Annotated in this window: 18 protein-coding genes and 1 tRNA gene; 7 read left to right on the forward strand and 12 right to left on the reverse strand. The window is 56.4% G+C overall.

Translation table 11 applies throughout. The features are described 5' to 3' along the window. The first annotated feature begins 118 nt into the window (after window positions 1-118). Window positions 119-1,297 carry an aminotransferase gene (locus KI810_RS10135; RefSeq protein WP_214175415.1) on the forward strand — a complete coding sequence of 393 codons (1,179 nt, stop codon included), beginning with the start codon at window positions 119-121 and terminating at the stop codon, window positions 1,295-1,297. 160 nt (window positions 1,298-1,457) lie between these two features. Here KI810_RS10135 and rdgC read toward each other — a convergent pair whose 3' ends face one another. Beyond that, the gene (gene rdgC / locus KI810_RS10140) at window positions 1,458-2,624 is read right to left on the reverse strand and encodes a recombination-associated protein RdgC (RefSeq protein ID WP_214175416.1); all 1,167 of its coding nucleotides are present in this window, start codon (window positions 2,622-2,624) and stop codon (window positions 1,458-1,460) included. A gap of 198 nt (window positions 2,625-2,822) precedes the next feature. On the opposite strand from rdgC, the gene KI810_RS10145 reads away from it, so the two are divergent. Continuing rightward, window positions 2,823-3,086, forward strand: coding sequence for a DUF3553 domain-containing protein (locus KI810_RS10145; protein WP_214175417.1), 264 nt, complete (start codon window positions 2,823-2,825; stop codon window positions 3,084-3,086). Between the two features lie 62 nt (window positions 3,087-3,148). Here the strand turns inward: KI810_RS10145 and KI810_RS10150 are convergent, their stop codons facing one another. The 6 genes from KI810_RS10150 to KI810_RS10175 form a co-directional block, all read right to left on the reverse strand. Beyond that, window positions 3,149-3,469 (reverse strand): hypothetical protein, encoded by a 321-nt coding sequence (locus tag KI810_RS10150; protein WP_214175418.1) that lies wholly within the window; start codon window positions 3,467-3,469, stop codon window positions 3,149-3,151. Window positions 3,470-3,497: 28 nt separating this feature from the next. Then, the gene (locus KI810_RS10155; RefSeq protein ID WP_214175419.1) at window positions 3,498-4,166 is read right to left on the reverse strand and encodes a hypothetical protein; all 669 of its coding nucleotides are present in this window, start codon (window positions 4,164-4,166) and stop codon (window positions 3,498-3,500) included. A gap of 102 nt (window positions 4,167-4,268) precedes the next feature. Further along, window positions 4,269-5,993 carry a sensor histidine kinase gene (locus tag KI810_RS10160; RefSeq protein ID WP_214175420.1) on the reverse strand — a complete coding sequence of 575 codons (1,725 nt, stop codon included), beginning with the start codon at window positions 5,991-5,993 and terminating at the stop codon, window positions 4,269-4,271. A gap of 142 nt (window positions 5,994-6,135) precedes the next feature. Next, the gene (locus KI810_RS10165) at window positions 6,136-6,762 is read right to left on the reverse strand and encodes a CAP domain-containing protein (protein ID WP_214175421.1); all 627 of its coding nucleotides are present in this window, start codon (window positions 6,760-6,762) and stop codon (window positions 6,136-6,138) included. A 24-nt stretch (window positions 6,763-6,786) separates the two neighbouring features. Next, window positions 6,787-7,497, reverse strand: coding sequence for a uracil-DNA glycosylase family protein (locus tag KI810_RS10170; RefSeq protein ID WP_214175422.1), 711 nt, complete (start codon window positions 7,495-7,497; stop codon window positions 6,787-6,789). Window positions 7,498-7,501: 4 nt separating this feature from the next. Further along, window positions 7,502-7,699, reverse strand: a complete 198-nt coding sequence (locus KI810_RS10175) for an RNA-binding S4 domain-containing protein (RefSeq protein ID WP_214175423.1) — start codon at window positions 7,697-7,699, stop codon at window positions 7,502-7,504. Between the two features lie 89 nt (window positions 7,700-7,788). Here KI810_RS10175 and KI810_RS10180 point away from each other — a divergent pair, with 89 nt between their 5' ends. Continuing rightward, window positions 7,789-8,352, forward strand: coding sequence for an elongation factor P (locus tag KI810_RS10180; RefSeq protein WP_214175424.1), 564 nt, complete (start codon window positions 7,789-7,791; stop codon window positions 8,350-8,352). 256 nt (window positions 8,353-8,608) lie between these two features. Further along, window positions 8,609-8,684: transfer RNA gene (locus tag KI810_RS10185), tRNA-Phe, on the forward strand. A 118-nt stretch (window positions 8,685-8,802) separates the two neighbouring features. Here KI810_RS10185 and KI810_RS10190 read toward each other — a convergent pair. The 3 genes from KI810_RS10190 to pal all read right to left on the reverse strand — a co-directional run bounded on the left by KI810_RS10190 (window position 8,803) and on the right by pal (window position 12,004). After that, the gene (locus tag KI810_RS10190) at window positions 8,803-9,888 is read right to left on the reverse strand and encodes a nitrous oxide reductase accessory protein NosL (RefSeq protein ID WP_214175425.1); all 1,086 of its coding nucleotides are present in this window, start codon (window positions 9,886-9,888) and stop codon (window positions 8,803-8,805) included. A 137-nt stretch (window positions 9,889-10,025) separates the two neighbouring features. Further along, on the reverse strand, window positions 10,026-11,366 hold the full coding sequence (locus KI810_RS10195) for a chloride channel protein (RefSeq protein WP_246525454.1): 1,341 nt from the start codon (window positions 11,364-11,366) through the stop codon (window positions 10,026-10,028). A gap of 71 nt (window positions 11,367-11,437) precedes the next feature. After that, window positions 11,438-12,004 (reverse strand): peptidoglycan-associated lipoprotein Pal, encoded by a 567-nt coding sequence (pal, locus tag KI810_RS10200; protein ID WP_214175427.1) that lies wholly within the window; start codon window positions 12,002-12,004, stop codon window positions 11,438-11,440. Window positions 12,005-12,148: 144 nt separating this feature from the next. On the opposite strand from pal, the gene KI810_RS10205 reads away from it, so the two are divergent. The 3 genes from KI810_RS10205 to otsB all read left to right on the forward strand — a co-directional run bounded on the left by KI810_RS10205 (window position 12,149) and on the right by otsB (window position 15,791). Then, the gene (locus KI810_RS10205) at window positions 12,149-12,616 is read left to right on the forward strand and encodes a MarR family winged helix-turn-helix transcriptional regulator (RefSeq protein ID WP_214175428.1); all 468 of its coding nucleotides are present in this window, start codon (window positions 12,149-12,151) and stop codon (window positions 12,614-12,616) included. Between the two features lie 170 nt (window positions 12,617-12,786). Beyond that, entirely contained in the window at window positions 12,787-15,024 is a 2,238-nt protein-coding gene (locus tag KI810_RS10210) for an alpha,alpha-trehalose-phosphate synthase (UDP-forming) (protein ID WP_214175429.1), read from the forward strand. A gap of 17 nt (window positions 15,025-15,041) precedes the next feature. Further along, window positions 15,042-15,791, forward strand: a complete 750-nt coding sequence (gene otsB, locus KI810_RS10215; RefSeq protein ID WP_214175430.1) for a trehalose-phosphatase — start codon at window positions 15,042-15,044, stop codon at window positions 15,789-15,791. A 449-nt stretch (window positions 15,792-16,240) separates the two neighbouring features. Here otsB and KI810_RS10220 read toward each other — a convergent pair whose 3' ends face one another. Together KI810_RS10220 and KI810_RS10225 are read right to left on the reverse strand one after the other, a co-directional pair. Beyond that, the gene (locus tag KI810_RS10220; protein ID WP_214175495.1) at window positions 16,241-18,103 is read right to left on the reverse strand and encodes a potassium transporter Kup; all 1,863 of its coding nucleotides are present in this window, start codon (window positions 18,101-18,103) and stop codon (window positions 16,241-16,243) included. Between the two features lie 143 nt (window positions 18,104-18,246). Further along, the gene (locus tag KI810_RS10225; protein ID WP_214175431.1) at window positions 18,247-19,869 is read right to left on the reverse strand and encodes a TIGR00341 family protein; all 1,623 of its coding nucleotides are present in this window, start codon (window positions 19,867-19,869) and stop codon (window positions 18,247-18,249) included. Window positions 19,870-19,887: the final 18 nt, after the last annotated feature.

Here is a 19,887-nt window from a genome sequence, read left to right on the forward strand (position 1 = left end):
GCAAGGAAGGGGGACTTATCTCCATTTTCACACGAATCTCGACCGGCTACCGATTGACGGGGAGACAGGAATGCACTAGTCTTGAGTACGAGATACCCCCCGACACGGAGCCGCCATCATGAAATTCCCCATCTCACCCCAGATCAGAAGCGTGCACCCTCCCCCCATCACCGAGGTTAAGGGGTGGCTTGCCGACCGGCCGGCCGATTCCCCTCTCCCCCTTGTTGACCTCTGCCAGGCGGTTCCCGACTACCCGCCGGCACGGGAATTGACCGGGCACTTGAAAGAACTCCTCGACGATCCCCAGGTAGCCAAATACTCGCCCGACGAGGGACTTCCCGAGGTACGGGAGGCGATCTGCGCCCGTTACCGAAGGATCTACGGCGCCGGCCCCGTTCCCGGCCAGCTCTGCCTCACTGCCGGCGCCAGCCAGGCCTTCTGGCTCGCCATGGTGACCCTCTGCCGGGCCGGCGACGAAGTTATCGTCCAGCTCCCCGCCTACTTCGATCACCCCATGGCCCTCCAGACCCTGGGGATCACCCCGGTCTACGCCCCCTTCATCGAGGCCAGGGAAGGGGTCCCGTCGGTGGAGGGAATCGCCGCCCTCATCACCCAGCGGACCCGCGCCATCCTCATTGTCTCCCCCTCCAACCCGACCGGCGCGGTCACTCCACCCGAAACCATCGACAAGCTTTACCGCCTCGCCGCCCGGCGCGGCATCGCCCTGGTGCTGGACGAGACCTACAGCGACTTCATCGCCGGTGGCGCCGCGCCCCACAACCTGTTCGTCGACCCGCACTGGGGGGACCATTTCGTCCAGATCATGTCCTTCGGCAAGACCTATGCCCTGACCGGCTATCGCGCCGGGCTTCTGGCCGCATCGGAGGAATTCATCCACCACGCCCTCAAGGCCCAGGACACCATGGTGGTCTGCCAGCCCCGCCTGACCCAGCTTGCGGTACAGTATGGCGTGGAGAACCTGGACGACTGGGTCGCCGCCAACCGAGTCATGATGGAGCGCCGCCACGACCTGTTCCGGACCGAGTTCTCCCGGCCGGAAAACCCGTTCCAGCTCGTCGCCAGCGGCGCCTTCTTCGGCTGGGTCCGCCACCCCTTTTCGGGACGAACCGGCCGCGAAGTAGCGCGACGCCTCGTTCGGGAAGCGGGAATTCTCTGCCTCCCGGGGGAGGTGTTCGGCCCGGAACTGGAGGGGTACCTGCGGCTCGCCTTCGGCAACATCCGGGCCGAGGAGATTCCCGGGGCGGTGGAACGGTTCCGACAATTCCCCGTCGAATAACTTCCCCCCGAGAGAAAGCAAAAAGCCTGCTTTTTTTGCAGGCTTTTTTGTTGGGGGAGCACCCCCTGATACACGGCTATTAAACTTCGACGTCAAAGCCTTTATCGGCGTTCAGCGGTTTAAATCCGCCCCTTCAGCGTTCCATTGCCTAGGTGATCCCCTACTCCCCCGCCAGCCACTCCTGAATGCGGGCAGACTCGCTCCCCCATCCCTGCGAGAGCCTGTCGGCGAGAAAGGTGGCATAGAGGCTGTCGAACAACTGCAACCCCTCCTCCAGAATGTGCATCCGCTCGAAGAAGACCGCCTCCCGCTCGCTCGCCCCATCCACCGTGTTATCCTTCTCGATCTGCACCGCCGGCCCCTTCAGGGAGGCGAACTGGAACATCTCCCCTTTGAGGGTGAGCCGCCAGACGTGCTCTTCCCGTTCCAGATAGAGGGTCGCCTCGGTGATCACCTTCCCGTTTCTGAGGGCGGTGCGGACCTCGCTGAAATGATCCTGGGGACCCGCCACCGTGATCTTCTGCACCCCGTTCTCGCCGGCGTTCTGGAGCACCAGGCGGTCGTTCAGGTAGGCGACGAAGGGGTCGTTCTCCCCCGCCGGACCGGGGCGACGAACCCGGTACTCGGAGGACTCCTCCATGGTACGGTACAGGAGCCAGAGGAGAAAGTCGGTTCCGAGCCACCGGTTGCTCCGGATCAGGTCGAGGACCGCCTCGGAAGTGGCCTGGTTGGCCTTTTCAAGGGCTGACAGGAGATCATCGGAAACGACCTCGGTCCCACGGGCGTAGGGATGGACTGCAACCAGCCGCAGTCCCTCGAAGGTCTTCTTGAACTGGGCCTCGAACAGCTCGATGATCGCCGGAGACAGGGCCGTGAAGGTCACCAGGCCGGTCCGGGTATCCCAGACCGCGTCCCACGAGGTCGGCACGGGGAGGGTCCTGGAGAGGAGGGCCGCGCGCACCGCTTCCCGGAGTTCCTCCCGCTTCTGCTTCGGAACCCGGGAGAGGCCGGGATTGGCGGCCAGGTGCTCGTGCTCGGCCACCTGCAGGTAGGCCTTGAGCAGGACCGCCGGGAGCTTCCGCTGGTCGCGGCGAAGGGTGAAGGTAAGGTAATGGTCGCGCCAGAAGGCGGCGGGAACGGCAAAGTCGCTTTCCCGGTTATCATCCAGATGGACCCAGCCGACGGAAAGCTCCGCCGAACTCCCCTCTATGGACTGGAACCCTTGGCGGGCAAGTCGCTCGGACGCCCAGGTGAACAGGTCGCCGGAGGGGATATCCCCCGCGACCCGGAACTGGCAGATACTGACGGTGTTGGACAGAATACCCATGGTGCATCTCCTTCTCTGAAAATTTGGACCATCACGCTTACACCTTTTCCGGCGCCGGTGCAAGGAAATTTTCCCGTTGGAGGCCGGTGCGCACCGCACCAGCGGAACGGCACCCCCCCCTTGCAAATCATGGAGAGGAGGATAAAATTAATCGCCTATAATTTTTTTGATTGCGGCAGGATTTGCCGGGAGAGGACAATGATTGCAAAGGGAGACCTGGTACGGCATCCCGTACTGCCGGCGTGGGGTATCGGCAAGGTGCTGAAGACATTCCAGGGGGGAAACCTGCTGGTCCGTTTCGAGGGGGCGGGGGAAAAACTCCTCCATCCCGGCTTCGCGGGGCTGGAAAAGATCGCCGACGACAACATTGTGTACCTGGTGGTCAGGGGGATCAAGGTCAAGCGGGGCAGGACCGTCCCGACCGTCAGCTACATCCCGCTGGTGCGGCGGGACCTGCACTGAACATGACCATGAAAAAGCCCGCATCGAGCGGGCTTTTTCATGGGCTTACCCCCCTTATGCCACTACCGGCGGTGCATTCCCCGCGGGTAGTAGTTTCTCGGCAGGTTATACCACGGGCCGCGCCGTTCTCTCCCGTAGTACCAGCCACCGTTCCAGTAATGGTAATACAGCCCTCCGTAGGAGTAGACCGGCCGGTCCGGGTAGACGTACACCTCGGGAAGGGGCCTGAGCAGGTTCACATACGGCGACGGTTCGACAGCCACTACGGGTGGTCCTATGGTAACGGCGAAGGGAAGCGGTTCCAGGTAGGTTCCGTGGGGAGTGACGACCGCCGCGCACCCCGTTGCGAGAAGCAGAGCTCCGATGACCATGAAACGTTTCATGTCATGCCTCCTTAAACGGGCCGCAGAATCAGAAGAAATAGCCGACCTGCAGCAGGGGTGCAAACTGACCCCGATTTACCGTTGGATCTGTCGGATCGTCGATTTCGATGATTCCTACACCACACAGTATTCTGGCTTGAAAATCAGGGAAACCCTGACGCTGCGCTTCCGCCATCAAAGGGGTCACGTCAATGGACACCTGCTGGGCGACGTTGGCCTGATTGATAAAGATAGTTGTGGCGGTGGTTGCCCACGGCCGCAGGATTGAACGGTCAAAATCCGTAGTCTGCATTGTCGGGGGCTGGAAGGAAACAAGATCGATGGTAAGGGGAATCGGACCGGCGATATTGCTGGTGACAACCATGTCAAGAATCGCCGAATCGATAAAGACATTGAGAGGGACTCCCCCTACCGGATCTCCCAGGAAAAAATCCAGGAACGCACGGTATTCACCCCCCGTAACCGGCGTCGGATCTATGCCGGCAAACACGCTCTGCACGGGCGGGCTCAGGCGCATCCCCTGCGTCACCGTATAGGCGGGCGGTATAAGGTTATCCTTGAAGATATCGCCGTCATACACCGGATCGCTGAGTATCTGGGTAACGACCGGTGGCGGTGGCGGATTGTCGTGACCGCCGCATCCCACAAAGGGGAGCGTCATTACCGCCATCAGTGCTGCGAGGAATATCCTTTTCATGGCTGTCTCCTGTCTTCAGAAATCACGTCATTATCTTCATTATTATCCGTGTCCTACGGGAATAGTACCAGAAGATGGGCAAAGGAAAAGGGGGCATGGTCGTCACGCCGAGGGAGCAGCCTCCCCTTGCCATTCCGGCGCCAGGGTGAAATAAAAGGTCGCCCCTTTTTCCACCTCACCCGCGGCCCAGACGCTTCCTCCATGACGCTGGACGATCCGTTTGACCGTCGCCAGACCTATCCCGTACCCTTCGTACTCTTTCGCGCTATGCAATCGCTGGAACGCGCCAAACAGCTTGTCCGCCTGGTTCATGTCGAAACCCGCCCCGTTGTCGCGGACAAAATACGCCTGTTTCCCCTCTATCTCCGTCATGCCGAACTCGATGACGGCCGTTTCCCGGTTGCGGGTATATTTCCAGGCATTGCCGAGGAGATTTGTCAAAACGATGTGAAGAAGGTTCCCGTCACCCCGGGCCGTTATCCCCTCGGCTATAATGAACGTCACCCGTCGGTCCGGCTGATTGAGCTGGAGCTCGGCGGCTATGACCCTCGCCATTTCGGAGAGATCGACCGGCTGCACATTCAAGGGGCTGCGGGAAATACGGGCAAAATTCAACAGGGAGGTTATGAGCCTGTCCATCCGTTCGGCGGCGTTACAGATCCCCTGAATCAACTCATTGCATTGATCACCGTTCTTCTCTTTACATATCTCCCTCATAACCTGGCAGCTCAAGGTGATATTGGTCAAGGGGGTTCGCAGGTCATGGGATACGGTATGGGCAAAGGCTTCCAGTTCCCGGTTGGCGACTTCCAGTTCTGCAGCCTTGGCGGCAAGCTCGGCGTTTAGCGTGTTGATCCTTTCTTCCGCCGCCTTGCGAGCGCTGATGTCGCGGTCGATGCCCCGGAATCCCGAAAACTGCCCCTCCGCGTCATACAGGGGGATGCCGCTCGTCTCCAGCACGACGAGGGAGCCGTCACGTCGCACATTCACATTTTCTAAAGCTGCGAACGGCCGCGGATCTTTCATGAACTCGTCGAAAGCCGGTCGCAAGCGAGCCGCCTCATCGGGCGGCATGAGATCGAAAGGGGTCTTTCCCAGCACGTCGGCCGGAGCATGCCCGAGCAGATCGGTAATCTTGGGACTGACATAAACGTAGCGCAAGGTGCGACCCACTTCCCAGATCCAGTCGCTCGTATTTTCGGTGAGGTCGCGGAATCGCCGTTCGCTCTGGGCCAGGGCCTGTTCAGTCCGCTTGTGCTCCGTCATGTCATAACATGAGCCGATATAGCCGGCAAATTTGTCATGCTGATCGTAATACGGCCTGCCCGAGTCGAGTATCCAGCGGTATTCACCATCATGTCGGCGCAGGCGGTATTCCAGGACAAAGGGATTCCGGGAATCGAACGCTTCCCGATAGGCGTTCAGGCAATTGCCCAGGTCTTCAGGATGGACCCCCTCGGCCCAGCCGTAACCAAGTTCCTGTTCGCGGGTACGCCCGGTAAAGGCAAGCCAGGTCTTGTTTAAATAGTCGCACGCTCCGTCTGTCCCCGCACGCCAGATGAGGGCGGGAAACTCTTCGAACACCTTCAGGTAGAAATCCCGCGACTGGCTTATTTCCTTCATGGACCTGCTGATGAGAACGAAGAGCATTGCAGCGGTGGCACTGACGAACAGCAACCCCTTCGCAATGGAAAACTGGATAATAGCGGCCCGGTCTTCGGCCTGCACCGCGAGAATCTTGTCGGAAAAGAAAACCCACGCCCCTCCGATCAGCAGATAGAGGATGGAAATCCTGAAAGAGGCCGGAATCACACGTTTTCGGAACATCCAACGGACCCTTTCCCCGCACCGGCAGGCAACTGTTCTTCATGCTCCTGGGAAAATGTTACCAGAACAACCGTGAAGCGAAAGGGGGATGTCCTATTTTTGTAAAGGTGTCATCGACCGGGGGATTGGGTAAAGCGCTCGACTACCTCCTCTCCCGGAAGCCAGCCGCAAAATCGATGGCGCACATGTTTCCGTAGCGGGGGTGGGGACCGCAGGCGACGCCGGCCGTTCGGTAGGCCGGGGTGAAGATGGATTTCCGGTGCCCGCGGTCCGGCACCCCGTCATCGATGATGAGCTGCATGACCATGGCCCGTGCCTTGTCAGGCCCGTAACCGATACTCTCGCCGATGAGCCCCTGCCACGTTCCATGCCGCTCGATCCGCTCCAGGGGTGAGCCGCTTGTATGCCCGACGTGGCCGGTCATCCCGCTCTCCCCCTCATCCTCAACCAGTTCCGCCGCTGCAGCGGCAAGTCCCCGGGACCAGGAAAGCGGCTGCAGGGGTTTCTGGCGGGAGAGGACACGGATCGCCTCGTCTACCGCACCTGCCCCCTCGGTCGTCCGGATGAGGATGGGCGACCCGGGCTGGCGGTAATCCTTGCCCCGGAACTGCGTGCGGAACTCCCGGAGAAAGCCCGCATAGGCCTTCGGATTGGTCCGGGCCAGGTTGATCTCGGCCAGCACCTGGTCGGCAAGCCCCGCCTCGCCATAAGCCGTCACGGCGGTTACCAGGCCGATCGCCGTACAAACTACGAGTAACAGCTTACGCATCACGCCATCCTCCTCCCCACCCGCTCAAAACGCCACCCCCTGCTCGGCCAGCTGGCGCAGGACGACCTCTTCCCACCCTTTGTTGGCGGCAGGGTTGGCCGGGCTCGGATGCAGAATGCGCACCACACGGATGTCGGTATCGGCCAGGGCTCGCACTACCTGGTCAGCAGCGAAGTTGCCGACGCCGACGACACAGGACGGCTGGAGGATTTCCACCCCCCGACGCAGAGCCCGATCGCAGGCTGCGTTGAGGGAACTCCGTTCGGAGGGGCGCAGCTTGTCGGGAGTGAGGTTCCGCCCGTCGGCGTCGAGAAAGAGGAGCGGGCAGTAGTTGAGGACGAAAAAACGGGCAAAGAACCGTTCGGGAGTGATGTATCTCTTCCGGATCAGCCCCCAGAGACGCCGGCCGCTCACCTCGCTCCGCCGGCAGGCAAACCCCGTCACCCGCTTTTTCGGGTGCTCGTCCGCAGGTCGCTCCACGGTGCCGTCGATACCGAGCCACTCCCGCACCACCGAAATCTCGCCGAAGGGGACCCCGGTCTGGGCCATCCCCCACGGCCCCGGATTCATTCCGACGAACACCGTCTCCTTCGGGGCTGTCCCGTAACGGCGGAGGTACTCTTCGTGGGGTTTGATGGCATAGACGAGGGGGTTGTAGACGTGGGCCACCGGCGGTGCGAAGCTCAGCCGATCCAGCTCCCTTACCAGCTCCGCGGTTATCTGCAGAAGGTCCATGGGGTCACTCCACGTCGTAGGTCCGGCCGGCCAGCTCCACCCGGTCCCCCGGCCGGAGCTTCCGCCCCCGGCGAAGTTCGCGCTCGCCGTTCACCCGCACTTCACCCCCGGCGATCCGGATCTTCGCCTCCCCGCCGGACCCGACGGCCGCCACTGCCTTGAGAAAGCTGTCCAGCTTGATGTACTCCGTATCGATCTTCATGGCACTGCTCCGTATCAGATTGCTTGCAGGTTGTTTTTAGCACGAATTTCTGCTAAAAAGGGGAACTTTCTGAAAAGGAGAACCGCATCATGCTTACCACATCCGACTTCAAGCGGGGGATCGTCATCCAGCTCGACGGCGCCCCCTGCCTGATCATCGACGTCACCTTTCAGTCCCCCTCCGCCCGGGGGGCCAACACCATGGTAAAAACCCGTTACCGCAACCTCATCACCGGTCAGGTGCTGGACAAGACCTTCCGCTCCGGCGACAAGGTGGACGAGGCGGACTTCGAGCGGCACAAGGGGCAGTTCCTCTACGCCGATGGTGGCCGGGGGGTCTTCATGGACCTGGAGACTTACGAGCAGTTCGAGCAGGACGAGGACGACTTCGCGGCAAACTCCCCCTACCTGCTGGAGGGGACCGAGGTAGTACTGGGATTGTTCGAAGGGCGGATGGTGACCGTGGAGCTCCCCATGACCGTGGAACTGACCGTCACCGACACGGCCCCGGTCATCAAGAACGCCACCGCCACCGCCGAGACCAAGGAAGCCCTGCTGGAAACCGGTCTGAAGATCAAGGTCCCCCCCTACCTGGAGACCGGCAACAAGGTGAAGGTCGATACCCGGGACGGCCGCTTCATCTCCCGGGCATGAGAGAAACGCGGCTTTTCCCCAATCTCTGCGTTAATCTTCGGGATTCCTTGTGCGGCAGCGCCCCTCATCCTATCCTTCTCCCGAAGGGAGAAGGTATCCAGTTACCCTCTCCCTCTGGGAGAGGGTGGCCAAAGGCCGGGTGAGGGCCTCCACGTTATCCCTCGATTGCCTTGACCTTGGGAAAAATCCACGTTTCTCCAAGGCAAAAAACCAGTTGACAGCGGCCCCAAATAGTTTTATAAGGTAGATTCTTTTTGCCCAGGTAGCTCAGTCGGTAGAGCAGAGGACTGAAAATCCTCGTGTCGGCGGTTCGATTCCGTCCCTGGGCACCAGTAAAATCAAGGCTTCGCGGGTTTTCCGCGAAGCCTTTTTGTTTTAAAAAATGACTGGTGATTGACTGGTAAATTGAGGTGGCCACATTTCAATGGTAGGTAGGTAGGGCTGAGGCCGCTAACTGTCTATCAGACCGCCCCTAAACTTGCGAGGCTGCGTTATCATGGCAATAAGCTCTCCACGGTCATGTTCAAACAGGTCATAACTTTCTTTCACCACCAGATACTTCAAAAGGTCTATTATCTGGACCTTGTTATCTACAATTTCCCCACCTATCCTGCTGATTATCTCTGAGCGCTTGTTTTCCGTCAACTTCCACCACAAGTCGTACTGCGCCGAAGCTACATTGGCCAGGGCATTTAAAATCCGATCCTGCACTGCTGCTTCGACACCGAAAATTTTAAGTAGCTGCCCAATGGCATCTCGATCCACAGCACCGGCACCATCAAAGAGCGCTTTGTCAATTACTACCGTTTTCATAGGACCTTTGTTTTGCTGCCGGCCTATCTCCTCCAGCAAATGAGCCATCCGTTCCTCTCCAAACACTTGCATCAGCAGGCCTTGACCTCCATTTACTATAAACAATGCAAGCATATGGGATTCATCTACCTTGGCAAGGCAGCTATAACAGAAACCGTTCTCCCGCAACAACTCCGGCAACAGTGTCATTATTGCAACACAGGACTCCGTGAGTCTTCGCTTTTCAGCATTTTTCGAGGAAGCCCAGAGTCTACTCGGAGGATAATTAAGCCTGTGTGCGGCACTTTCTATTTCTGCCAACTTGATGGCCTGTTCGAATGTAGCAACCTTCCCCCCATATTTATCAATGTACGATTGAGCGTCCTTTTTATTGGCAAAGGCAAATCGTGCAACACTGGACATGACTCCCTTGTTCTTACTGCCAATCACCCATATCGCCGATTTTGCATCAATGAGTTCTCCAGTCATGTAATTCGCAACCTTGATAGACACAATCTTGTGGTCTCGGTCCTTGCTCTTTACAAGAGCTACACAGTAAAGACTGCACGTTCCAACGACGCTTCCATCGGCATAAGTAATTAGCACTCGATTCTTGACATTCACTCCCCCTCTGCTCATCCCGCAGCTCTGACATATTAAGGGGAATTCAATCTTCTCTCGTGCATAGGCTGTTACACCTGCAAAAAGCAGATAGAGAATTATACCAAGGAATAATTTATTCATGATGACGTCACTTTGAGGGTACTAAACCAACGTACAAGCTTAATTTATGTGCGTAAAACAAATACGTAGCTCATGCAAGAAGAGTTGTGTCAGTTTTTGACTCGCTGCTACGACATGTGCGAAATTACTCCGTGAGTTCATTTATCTTTCAAGTTTCTTGAACGAAACAGTTTGGTTATTATACCGATCAAGGACTTTTCACGCAAGGAAACGACGGCTGCGTCGGACTCACCAACAGGTTTACCCGTGATGACCGGCAAAGAAGCGCTTTTCTGCATTCCCAGAACTTGGCTTGGATAGATACTTCGATAGCCTACGACAAGGAAACTGACCATGCAGGCGACCGCAGCATAAGGGGCGAGCGCCGGACCGAATAACTCGATCGCCATTACCGATGCTGCAATGGGCGTATTAGCAGCACCGGCCAGAAGGGCAACCATACCGATCGCAGAATAAGAAGCTATATACTGGGGATTGAAGAGATGAGCAAACAGGTTCCCTGCCGCCGTGCCGATGAAGAAAATGGGGGTAACCACCCCGCCGCTTCCGCCACAACCGAGGGTGATTGAGGTGGCTATACTTTTCCAGAAAAAGGCGCCAGTCGGCAGAACCGTTCCTTTCCAGCCTGCATCGATAGTATCGAGACCAAGCCCCAGATAAGCTGGTGAAGCAAACACGGCGATCAGCACGAGCACCCCCCCTCCAACAACCGCCTTCAGGAGCCGGCCCTTGAAAAATCGGTCAAAGGATCTGTGACTCAGCTTCATCATCTCAATGAAGAAAAGGGCAATAAGGCCGCACCAGGCTCCGAGCAGGATAATTTCCGCCATGCTCCAACCGGTCATATGGGGAAGGACACAGATCGGCGAATGCGCGTACTGTACGCCCAGATTGGTGGCAACGTGATAACCAACGATCCCGGCGACAAAGGAGGGGAAGAGCACATCATAGAACATTTGCCCCAGAACCAGCACCTCTACGCCGAAGAGTGCCCCGGCAACCGGTGTACCAAACACCGTAGCGAAGCCAGCGCTGATCCCGCAGATGACGAGCTTGCGACGGTCCACGTCGTCGAGCCGAAGTAGACTGGCAAACGACGAGGCAAGTCCGGCGCCAATCTGCGCGCACGGTCCCTCTTTACCCGCAGAGCCACCACCGGCGAGGGTAATCACCGTGGCCAGAAGCTTCACCGGTACAACCTTAAAGGGAATCCGTCCCATCCGCTTGTGCACCGCCTCGATGACTTTCTCGGTCCCATGCCCCGCAGCTTCGGGAGCGAGCCAGGCAACCAGAAAGCTGCTGACGGCGAAGGTCATCGGCAGGAAGTAATAGTACCAAGGATAACGGCCGACCTGACTGGAAGTCCAGGTGAGGGTGGTGAGAAACACGGTCGTGCCGCAGCCGACCAGTACACCTACTATTGCAGCATAAGTAGTCCACTTGACCACACTTGCCAAGAGGGTTATCTCTTCGATCAACTTTCTCTGCATTCGTGACCCACAAAAGTCAGTTCCTCCCTTATCATGCAAGAAGGGAGGAACTGAAAATTCTATTTTGATGTAATGACAAAATCATCCCGGCGATTCTTGGCCCATGAAGCTTCATCATGGCCTGCAACAACAGGCTTTTCCTTGCCATAACTGATGACGGATAACCGCTTTTCGGAAATACCCAATGTCATGAGGTACTGCATTGCTGCTTTAGCCCGCTTCTCACCCAAGGCCAGGTTATAGTCGTCCGAGCCGCGCTCATCACAATTGCCTTCTATCCGCACATTAATGGCAGAGTCATTTTTAATCATCTCGCTGTTTTTCGCAAGGGTTTCACGCGCTTGAGGGGAAAGAACATGTGCATCAAAATCGAAATAAATATTTTCCAGAGCAGCCTTTAGTTCGCCCGCATTCGTGATAGGGTTTACTGTTTCGCTAACGATGCTATCCTTGGAGGACTGGATGGCTGGCTTCTTACTTGCCGATTCTGTCTTGACCGTTCCGGCAACATTAGCAACTGGCACGACAGGCTCTTCCTTCTTCACCATATCACTCTTGGAGCACCCCCCGAAAAAGATCATAAGGCTGCTCACTGCCAACAACAGACTTACAGTATGCTTGTACATTTACTACCTCCTTTACGTGGAAAACCCTCCTAGAGATGTGGCTACCAAATCAAACCTTGACGAATTATTGGGATGCAAATATTATTAGCGTTGCTAATTATCAGCGTTGCTAATTATATTGTCAAGCTATTTGGAGAATCAAAAATGAAGAAAAATAGAGCTGCGACCCCTGAGATCATCGACAATTTGAGGCGAGTATTCCAAGTAATAACCGAATACTCAAAAACCGCCGAAAAAACATCCGGAATAACGGGACCTCAACTCTGGGCTCTGAAAATTCTTGCAAAGACATCTCCTTTACGGGTTTCTGAATTGGCGCACCAGATGTACCTGCGTCCGGCAACAGTTGTAGGAATCCTTGACCGGTTGGAAGGAAAAGGGCTTGTCACGCGAACCCGCTCGAAGGAAGACCGCCGGGCCATCGACTTGAATCTCACCGAAAAGGGGAAAGACGTAGTGGCCAAAGCGCCCGAAGTTGCCCAGGTCATGCTGATCAGGGGACTTGAGGAGTTAACAGATGAGCAGTTTACCAAAGTCAGCGAAGGGATGGATCTGCTCGTGCGCATTCTTGGCGCAGACGCTATCACTCCACAGCCACTGCACTCAGCGTAAAATCTGATCCGGCTAAGATGCCCAAAACTGCCTGACGAATGAGTAAGTCAACGCAAATTGATGGTGATGCTCAATTGAGGGAAAGAACCCTACACTCCCCGCAATATGCGTAAACTGCAACGCTGCCATGCGGGTGTCACTGATTGGCACTGCACATCTGGAGGCTTTATATGGTTTCGCTCCGTTCACTACGTCTTTCACTCCGGTTTATAATTCCCCTAGCACTGGCCCTGGTTTTGCTCGCATACACGGTGATGCCGCTGGTCGGGAAGCTGACACTGCGCTGGTTTGAAAAGGACCTAGATATCCGGTCTCGTCTCATTGCAAGCACCTTTCACGACCCCCTCGCAGATCTGGTCAAACAGGGAGACAGAGCGAAGATCAATGCTCTTTTTATGCGTGCCATCAAGGATGAGAGGCTGTTCGCCCTCGGGTTTTGCGACGGAAAGGGTAATCTTCTCTACAAAACTCCTACTTTCCCCGAATCGGTCAGGTGCACCGCCGGCACCGGCCATTCCGAGTCCGGTTCAATACTGAAATTGGCTCAAGGGCCGCTGTACGTTTCCACCAGCCAGATCGAGATGACAGGAGAAGCTCTTGGAACCCTCATACTCGTGCACGATATGAGTTTTGTCGAACGGCGAAGCAGCGACACCCAGAAGTATGTGATCGCTCTCTTTGCCGTTCTTGGTGTGGTAGTTTCATTGATTACGGTGCTGGTCGCCCATCTTTGCTGGCGTGGCTGGGTCGAGGGAGTCAGGTCCATGCTGCGGGGCGAGGGGATTTTCCGTCCTTTTAGTCAGCCAGCTGCCAGTTCTGAACTGCAACCACTGGTGGGAGATCTGCGGACACTTCTTCGGAACATTGATGCTGAGCGCCGTTTTGCCGATGACGCCACTATTTCCTGGACCCCCGATACCCTGCGCAGACTTCTCCACAAAGAATTAACCGGTGAGCGAATCATCGTCGTCTCTAACCGCGAGCCCTACATCCATACCAAGGAACATGGACGAGTCGAGATTCACCGACCAGCCAGTGGCCTTGTCACTGCCGTGGAGCCGGTCATGAGGGCCTGCTCGGGAACATGGATCGCTCATGGCAGTGGCTCAGCCGACCGTGAAACCGTTGATCGTCACGACCGGGTGCCGGTTCCGCCAAGTCATCCCGACTACACTCTGCGCCGCATCTGGCTTACAAAAGAGGAAGAAACTGGTTATTATTACGGTTTTGCCAACGAAGGCCTCTGGCCGCTTTGTCATATCGCCCATGTCCGCCCCATTTTCCGGTTAAGTGACTGGCAGCAGTATAAAGCGATCAACAAACGATTTGCCGATGCAATTGTGAAGGAAGCTGATAGCGACGACCCGGTGGTGCTCGTGCAGGATTACCATTTTGCACTTCTGCCGCGAATGATCCGGTCAGTCCTGCCCAAGGCCACGGTCATAACATTCTGGCATATACCTTGGCCCAACCCGGAATCTTTCGGCATTTGCCCCTGGCGGGAAGAACTTCTTCAGGGGATGCTCGGGAGCACAATCCTCGGCTTCCATACACCTTTTCACTGCAAGAATTTTCTTGAAACAGTAGATCGCTATCTGGAAACCCGCATCGAACATGAATCCTCGACCATTTCCCACGGGGGTAATCTGACACTGGTGGAAAGCTACCCCATCTCGATCCAGTGGCCATACCCGTGGCAGGATACTATTCCGACGGTCGACGAATGCCGTAATGAAATATTGACGTCACTCGGGCTCTCTCCCACTCACCTCATAGGACTCGGCGTTGACCGTCAGGATTACACCAAAGGCATACTGGAGCGTTTCCTTGCAGTTGAACGGATGCTGGAATTACATCCGGAAATGGTGGGGCGATTCAGCTTCGTTCAGATAGCCGCACCCACCCGTTCGGCACTTGATGATTACCAGGCATTCGAAGCACAGGTCCGCAACCTCGCAACGCGCATTAACCAGCGGTTCTCGACTGGATCATACCAGCCGATTATTCTCAAGGCTGAACATCACGAGCCGGAGCTCGTGAACCGCTATTACCGCGCTGCGGACGTCTGCATGGTAACCAGCCTCCACGATGGCATGAACCTGGTGGCCAAGGAGTATGTGGCAGCCCGGGATGACGAAAAAGGGGTGCTGGTCCTCAGCCAGTTTACCGGTGCGGCCCACGAGCTGCACGAAGCGCTGCTCGTTAACCCCTACTATATCGAACAGACCGCCGACGCACTGTTCCAGGCACTTTCAATGCCCGCGTTCGAACAGCAGGAGCGGATGCGAAGCATGCGGGCACTGGTTCGAGATTTCAACGTCTATCGCTGGGCAGGACGTATGCTGCTCGACGCAGCCCGTATCCGGCAACGGGAGAAATTGGCTTTACGCATCGGCCGGCACCAGTAAAATGTAAAGGAGACGGAATGGATCAAGAAAGGCTGTGGATTTTTGATTTTGACGGCACCCTGTCGCCATTGGTTCCTGACAGGGAACGGGCACAGCTTCACCCTGAATGCAAACGACTACTGGAAGCTCTGGCCTCCCTTCCCCACCAGCGGGTCGCCGTTCTCTCAAGTCGCTCGCTTGAGGATCTGATTTCGCGGGTGCCAATAGAGGGAGTTTATCTGGGAGGGGGGAGTGGTATCGAGTGGTACTTCCCGGATGGACGACACATCATGTCGGATGGCAATTGGGCGGAACGGCTCTCCCGGACAAGAGGTTCACTTCTGCATGACCTCGACAGCATTGCCGTGATTCCCGGCGTTGAACTCGAGGACAAGAAATGGTCCGTTGCCCTCCATACCCGCAACGCTACATTGCAGGCGAAGGAACAACTTTATTCGCGGATTATATCGTGGCGTCCACCCCATCCGGTAAGGATATTCAGCGGTCCGGAGGTTCTGGAAATTCAACTTTTCCCTGAAGTCGACAAGGCCTTTGGCGTGCGGATGCTCTGCCAAATACTAAATTTAGATCTCTCAAGCGGCACAGTCGTATATGCGGGTGATGACGAAAATGATGCCGTTGCCATGAGGTGGGTCATCCATCGGGGAGGAAATGCTCTCATGGTGGGAAGTTCTTTTCCTGTCGCTGGGGCACAAATCGTCAAGGACCATTTATCACTTGTAGAGCAAATCCGCCGGATGGTCGGACTCGACGTAACCATAGCGTGAAGCAGTGGAGAACGGGACAATCGGGCCGTTTGAGAGAGAATTCACATCGTGGCCGGCAAGATGATGGGCATCAAGAAAAGACACCAAAAGCGATCTCATGCCCGCTGAAATCACCATAGTGCCAACGTTTCTATGCACCTTCGCAAATGTTGGCCGTAATTGAGGTATTATGTGACGCGGCATTGAGGATGTTAATGACCGTTGACTCGTGATAGTCCTGATCTTCGTCATGGCGGCCGCAGTCGGACCGATTGTACTCCGGACAGGGGATCACCTGAAGGTGCGAAGCAACGCGGAAAACTTCTGCAGGCTCCAGGAGCGGAGGCGGATATTCCTGCACCATAAACAGGAGGACGAGACGAAGGGGGAAGAGACTCTATCAGGTGAGGAAATCACGAGGTCACAACAAGCGAACTGAAAACCGGCGGATGTTAACATTTGAAACCATACTAGATTTCCACCTGCTGCCCAAGTTCGACCACCTGTTCAGCCGGAATATTATAGAAAGCGGTCGCCGTCAGTGAATTGCGGGACATGAAGGCGAAAAGCTTTTCCTGCCAGCGCATCATTCCCGATGGCTGCGGGGTGGAAATGACGGTTTCACGGGCAAGATAATAGGTCGTGTGCTCAAGATCCACCGACAGCCCAAGGGGCTCGCACTGCCGAAGCGCCACGGGGACGTTGGGGCTCTGCATGAAACCGTACCGGACGATGACCCTTGCGAACCCCAGGGGCAGGATGTTTACCGTGACCCGGTCCGCAGCAGGCACACGGGGGACCTCCTCCGTGAGGACGGTGAGAATAATGACCTGCTCATGCAGTACCTGGTTGTGGGCCAGATGATGGTGGATAATGGGGGGAGTCCCGGTGGGGTTACCGGTCATGAAGACCGCCGTTCCCTTCACCCGGCAGGGTGGTGCCGTAGCAAGCCTGTAGATGAAACCTTTAAGGGATTCCAAGCCTCCTCGCAATCTCTTGCCGAGCACGTTCCGTCCCCGCTGCCAGGTGGCCATAAGAGTAAAGACCACGGTGCCGGCAGCAAGGGGAAACCAGCCTCCATTGCCAATCTTCAGAAGATTTGCAGCGAAGAAGGAGAGGTCGATGGAGAGAAAGAGCCCGGCCAGCGTACAGGCTGCCATGGCTTTCCAGTGCCAGCGCTTCATCATGAGGAAGAAGGCGAGTATGGTCGTGATGACCATGGTGGTGGTTACGGCGACACCATACGCACCGGCGAGATTTGCCGACGTACCGAAGCCGAAAACAAGGGTGAGAGTGGCAAGCATAAGTCCCCAGTTAACCGTCGGAAGATAAACTTGACCGATCTCCTCGGATGAAGTCTGGACCAGTCGGAAACGGGGGCTGTAACCGAGTTGCATTGCCTGCCTGGTTAGCGAAAAGGCACCGGAAATGACGGCCTGGGAGGCGATCACCGTCGCAAGTGTGGCAAGGATTACGAGGGGATAAAGCGCCCATGTCGGAGCCAGGTGGTAGAATGGTTCGGTCGCCTCTGTAGGGCGGACGAGAAGCAGGGCGCCTTGGCCAAAGTAATTGAGGAGTAAGGCGGGGAGCACAAAAGTGAACCACGCCTGGCGAATCGGCTGGCGGCCGAAATGTCCCATGTCGGCATAGAGGGCTTCTCCGCCGGTTACCACGAGAAAAACAGAACCGAGAGCGCGAAATGCGAGGGGGCCGTTCTCCATGAAAAAGAGCACGCCATGGAGTGGATTTATGGCATAAATGACCTCGGGTGCCCGCACGATGCCACCAATGCCGAGTATGGCGATGGCGGAGAACCAGGTTGCCATGACCGGACCGAATACGGCACCTATTTTTGCGGTCCCGCGCTTCTGGAAGAGAAAAAGGAGGATGAGGATCAGAACGGTGGTTGGAACGACGAATCGTTCCAGAGTCGGAGCAGCCACCTTGAGACCTTCAACGGCGCTCAGGACCGAGATAGCGGGAGTGATCACCCCGTCGCCATATAGAAGGGCTGCTCCGAAAAGACCGAGAGGAAGCAGACAGCGACGCTGGGCTGTTGAAAGAAACTGCCGCGGGGTGAGAAGGGCAAGAAGCGCCAAAATACCTCCTTCTCCGCGGTTGTCCGCACGGGTCAGAAAAAGGAGATACTTGACGGAGATTACGAGGGTGAGAGCCCAGAAGACGAGGGAAAGTATGCCAAGTACGTTTTCAGGCGTTGATGGGAGGGGGTGGCTGCCGTGAAAACACTCTCTGAGCCCATATAAAGGACTCGTGCCGATGTCACCATAGACAACGCCAAGAGCAGTAATGCTAAGCGCCAGACCACGGCGCATGCCATTCTCCTGGGTCGCATCTACCTTGCTGTCCTGCTTTTCGTTGGAATTGTGCTTCATTCTACCCTAAGATGCGCAAGTAACGTTGCCATTGCATCTGGCTCCGAGAAGGCTGTTCATGGTTCGCGGTGTCATCCTACGTTTCATTCGGCCAAAACAGAAATCTTTACCGCCGCACCCTTTCTTCGCAGAGGACCGATTTTCGTCGTAATCCGGTCACGGGGCACCCCGCACGACGTGGTCAGATAATCTGCCACCCCACTGAGCCGTTCAGCCGCCAGGCGTCTTTCTTTGCTACTGGCCCGCCCGGGCAACGCTTCCACCTGGATGGTAACACTCCTGTCGGATTGGTAGACATCCCTGAGTTTGAGCATCTTTTTTTTCATCTCTTCGGAAAGAATAGTTTCCCCTGTCCGGAATGCAAGCAAGGGGACAAAAGGCGCGGTTTCGACCGTCAGTTGAACCTCACTACCCAAGTCCGCGGCAAGATACCTCCGCAGCCATGCCGTCTCGTCGCCAGTCAGGGGAGTGTCACGCTGAAGTTTCATCCGGATGGCGAGGCCGCCTGCAGAATAATTGCGCAAGCCGACTGAGAGAGCGGCAATCCTGGCAGGGATTATCACTTGGGCAAGCCGGTCTTCTGTCCGTTTCACGGTGGTCCTCAAGTGTTCGCCGGGGCTGATCGGTGTCTCGACGACAGGCTTCAACGAAGCGATCGCGGGAGGTTGCGATCGCGGCAATTCTTTGAGTCCGCCAGTCTGAACCTTGATCTGTTCGAGGTTGAGGACCACTTTTTGCCGCAAAGTCGATGACAGAGCACTCTCCACCTGTCTCGCGTCTGCTTCATTCAGGTAGCGCACGGTATTTACCACCGCATCGATCTTCAGCACGTCGTCGCTTCCGACCTTGTACGTGAAGGTAGCGAGATGGGACTGATTTGCCCTGTCCAGTCTGGCATGCAGGACGTCACGGATTGTGTTGCGTAGTTTGACTTCACTGATAGAACGTTGAAGGGTATAGCCAAGCGGAATGGAAATGACTATGAGAACTGTCACAAGAAAAGCCAGACGCTTCTTCAACTGGGAAAGTTCGACTTCTGTGGCCATACTCCGCCGGAAGCCGTAAAAGTAGAAGACGATACAAGTCGAGATGATGATGGCAACGAAGTTGGTAAAAAAGAGGAGGAATCCACCTAAAAACACTCGCAGATTCCATGTTCCCAGCCCAAAGCCCACCACGCTCAGGGGAGGGATGACAGCAGTTGCAATGGCTACTCCAGGCACGACAGTTAGAAAGTTCTTCTTGGTGCAGAGGGCACTCGCTCCGGCAAGGCCGGCAAGAAAGGCGATGATAAGGTCATAGAGGTTGGGCCTCGTGCGGGAGACGATTTCGCCAGTAAGCTCCTTAAGGGGTGATAGATAGGTAGCGAAAGCGGCGACAACGATTGACAAGGTAACGCTCAGAATGATCTTTCTTACAGCCTTGCTCCAGATGATGCCATCCCCCGTGACAAAGGCGAAACCAAAGCTTAAGAACGGCCCCATGAGCGGAGAGATGAGCATAGCGCCGATGATCACAGGGGAACTGTTGACAAGTAGGCCGCAGAGGGCAATCAGATTCGCCACGTTGAGGGAGAAGATATAGCCCGCTGACATCTCCCCTTCGGCGAAAACATCCTTGATGACCCCGCGGTGATTGATCTTTTCAGACTGACTCAGCAGCCATGCCCTCACCCGGCAGGTGAATCTGTCCAACGAGATATTCATTGCTCACTCCAGCCGGCA

The organism is Geomobilimonas luticola (assembly GCF_018476905.1).
Classification (GTDB): domain Bacteria; phylum Desulfobacterota; class Desulfuromonadia; order Geobacterales; family Geobacteraceae; genus Geomobilimonas; species Geomobilimonas luticola.

Bases quoted from the DNA above. Each gene is read 5' to 3' on its own strand.
- KI810_RS10205 (WP_214175428.1), top strand. From the start codon at position 12,149: ATGAAGAAAAATAGAGCTGCGACCCCTGAGATCATCGACAATTTGAGG.
- KI810_RS10155 (WP_214175419.1), bottom strand. From the start codon at position 4,166: ATGAAAAGGATATTCCTCGCAGCACTGATGGCGGTAATGACGCTCCCC.
- KI810_RS10170 (WP_214175422.1), bottom strand. From the start codon at position 7,497: ATGGACCTTCTGCAGATAACCGCGGAGCTGGTAAGGGAGCTGGATCGG.
- KI810_RS10135 (WP_214175415.1), top strand. From the start codon at position 119: ATGAAATTCCCCATCTCACCCCAGATCAGAAGCGTGCACCCTCCCCCC.
- pal (WP_214175427.1), bottom strand. From the start codon at position 12,004: ATGTACAAGCATACTGTAAGTCTGTTGTTGGCAGTGAGCAGCCTTATG.
- KI810_RS10225 (WP_214175431.1), bottom strand. From the start codon at position 19,869: ATGAATATCTCGTTGGACAGATTCACCTGCCGGGTGAGGGCATGGCTG.
- otsB (WP_214175430.1), top strand. From the start codon at position 15,042: ATGGATCAAGAAAGGCTGTGGATTTTTGATTTTGACGGCACCCTGTCG.
- KI810_RS10210 (WP_214175429.1), top strand. From the start codon at position 12,787: ATGGTTTCGCTCCGTTCACTACGTCTTTCACTCCGGTTTATAATTCCC.
- KI810_RS10145 (WP_214175417.1), top strand. From the start codon at position 2,823: ATGATTGCAAAGGGAGACCTGGTACGGCATCCCGTACTGCCGGCGTGG.
- KI810_RS10165 (WP_214175421.1), bottom strand. From the start codon at position 6,762: ATGCGTAAGCTGTTACTCGTAGTTTGTACGGCGATCGGCCTGGTAACC.
- KI810_RS10160 (WP_214175420.1), bottom strand. From the start codon at position 5,993: ATGTTCCGAAAACGTGTGATTCCGGCCTCTTTCAGGATTTCCATCCTC.
- KI810_RS10150 (WP_214175418.1), bottom strand. From the start codon at position 3,469: ATGAAACGTTTCATGGTCATCGGAGCTCTGCTTCTCGCAACGGGGTGC.
- KI810_RS10175 (WP_214175423.1), bottom strand. From the start codon at position 7,699: ATGAAGATCGATACGGAGTACATCAAGCTGGACAGCTTTCTCAAGGCA.
- rdgC (WP_214175416.1), bottom strand. From the start codon at position 2,624: ATGGGTATTCTGTCCAACACCGTCAGTATCTGCCAGTTCCGGGTCGCG.
- KI810_RS10220 (WP_214175495.1), bottom strand. From the start codon at position 18,103: ATGCGCCGTGGTCTGGCGCTTAGCATTACTGCTCTTGGCGTTGTCTAT.
- KI810_RS10180 (WP_214175424.1), top strand. From the start codon at position 7,789: ATGCTTACCACATCCGACTTCAAGCGGGGGATCGTCATCCAGCTCGAC.
- KI810_RS10190 (WP_214175425.1), bottom strand. From the start codon at position 9,888: ATGAATAAATTATTCCTTGGTATAATTCTCTATCTGCTTTTTGCAGGT.